Source organism: Acidovorax sp. KNOB132, from assembly GCF_057541515.1.
The window spans coordinates 1-1,946 of the sequence record NZ_BAAJYT010000443.1; the positions used below are offsets into that span (position 1 = coordinate 1).

General features: G+C 70.7%; 4 protein-coding genes. 2 read left to right on the plus strand and 2 right to left on the minus strand.

What is annotated here, in order from left to right:
* Nucleotides 1-506 (plus strand): aminopeptidase (locus tag AC27IO_RS23525; protein ID WP_498741081.1); only part of this gene is annotated, 506 nt, incomplete at its 5' end.
* On the plus strand, nt 499-807 hold the full coding sequence (locus tag AC27IO_RS23530; RefSeq protein ID WP_284401443.1) for a polyhydroxyalkanoic acid system family protein: 309 nt from the start codon (nt 499-501) through the stop codon (nt 805-807). The genes AC27IO_RS23525 and AC27IO_RS23530, both read left to right, overlap by 8 nt.
* Nucleotides 808-886: 79 nt before the next feature.
* On the opposite strand, the gene AC27IO_RS23535 is transcribed toward AC27IO_RS23530, so the two are convergent.
* On the minus strand, nt 887-1,141 hold the full coding sequence (locus tag AC27IO_RS23535; protein WP_272567015.1) for an acyl-CoA-binding protein: 255 nt from the start codon (nt 1,139-1,141) through the stop codon (nt 887-889).
* 109 nt (nt 1,142-1,250) lie between these two features.
* Nucleotides 1,251-1,946: methyl-accepting chemotaxis protein (locus tag AC27IO_RS23540; protein ID WP_498741082.1), on the minus strand; the 696-nt coding region annotated here is incomplete at its 5' end.

Consider the following 1,946-nt stretch of genomic DNA (forward strand, 5'->3'; position numbering starts at 1 on the left):
CCGACTACGCGCGCGGCGATGGCCGCCGCAACGCGTTCCGCGCGCTCACACGGAACGCCCGCGAGCGGTTGGCCGCCGTCTACGCGGCCCATGCGCCCCGTGCTTCGGAAGCCCCGGCCCCGGCCTCCGCCGCTGCGGCGGTCGCTGCGGCCGAAAACGCCGCTGCCAGCGCGGAGATGGCAACCTTGAAACAGAAGGCCATGCAGGCGTTTCGCGCCGATTACGCCGCGCTGCGCGCCCGCTGGATCGCCGAGGACGGCGCCACCCCCGCGCAGCTGGCGGGCTACGACCGATGGGTGGCAGAGGCCAACAACGCCACGTTCGGCGCGCAGGCCGCCTACGACGAATGGGTGCCGGCCTTCGAGGCGCTGTTCGAGCGCGAAGGCCGCGACTGGCCGCGCTTTTATGATGCGGTGAAACGCCTCGCGGCCCTGCCGCACGAACAACGCCAGGCCGCCATGCGCGCCCTGCTGCCCACGCCATCCCCGGAGAAGCCCCTTGCCTGACATCCACATCCAACGCCCCCACCGGCTCGGCCTGCCCGAGGCCCGCAAGATCGCCGGCCTGTGGGCCCAGAAAGCCCAGGCCAAGTTCGACATGGAATGCGCCTACGAAGAAGGCGCGGCGCAGGACACGCTGCGCTTTCAGCGCCCGGGCATCGAAGGCACGCTGCAGGTGCATGCCGACCGCTTCGAACTGCAGGCGGAACTGGGTTTCCTGTTCAGTGCCTTCAAGGACCGCATCGCCGCCGAGATCGATGCGCAGTTCGACAAGCTGCTGGGCCGGCCATCGCCCAGTGCGGCCTGAGCCGCATCGGCCACTGCAACAAAAATGCGGGGCCGCGCACGCACGGCCCCGCATGGAAACACTGGCGCCCAGCGCGGCGTCAGCTCAGCGATTCGATGAGGTCGATGTACTGCTGGCGGGCGGCATCGCCCTCGGTGCCCTTGAGCTTTTCCCAGGCGTCCCATTTGGCGCGGCCCACCACATCGGAAAAGCTCGGCTTCTTCTCGGCGTTGTCGCCGGCCGTGGCCTGCTTGTAGAGCGCGTAGATCTTGAGCAGCGTCGGGTTGTCGGGGCGCTCGCTGAGGTTCTTGGACTGGGCGACGGCGGCTTCGAACGCCGTGTTCAGATCGGACATGGAAAGGGTCTCCGTTGGTGGTCGAACTGCCATCTTAGGGCCTCTGTTCCACCTGCGCCCTGGAACGCCCGGAGTGCCGTGACCCCCATCGCATCAGCGCCGCATCCCGTCAAAAGGTTTCCCAGTCGCTCTCGGAGCCGGACCGGGAGGCCGGCGGCGCGGCGCGGTTCGCCGCCGCCGATGCCGAGGTGGTTTGCGCGGGCTTGGGCGCTGGCGAAGTGGCTGGTGGGGCATCGGTTGGCGATGCAGGCGGAGAGTCCGGCGCCTGCGGCCCGGCCTTTTGGCCCACGGCCGGCGACAAGCGCTTGACCGCCGGCTTGGCCGCCGTGGAAGCCGCAAACCGTGGTGCAGACACCGGCGCAGCCCGGGGTACCGGTGGTGGCGCCGCGGCGGGCAGTGCGCCCTCGCCGCCCAGGTGGAACACCGCGGTCGCGCGCACCAGTTCGCTGGCCTGGGCGTTCAGGCTGCTGGCCGCCGCGGCCATCTCCTCGACCAGGGCCGCATTCTGCTGCGTGGCCTGGTCCACGTGCGTGATGGCTTCGCTGATCTGGTCCACGCCGCTGCTTTGCTCGGCGCTGGCCGCGCTGATCTCGCCCATGAGGTCCGTGGCGCGGCGGATCGCGGCCACCACCTCGGCCATGGTGTGTCCCGCCTTGTCCACCAGCGCGCTGCCGCGCTCCACCCGGTCCACGCTGGCGGTGATGAGGCCCTTGATCTCCTTGGCGGCCTCGGCGCTGCGCTGCGCGAGGCTGCGCACCTCCGATGCGACGACCGCGAAGCCCCGGCCCTGCTCGCCCGCGCGGGC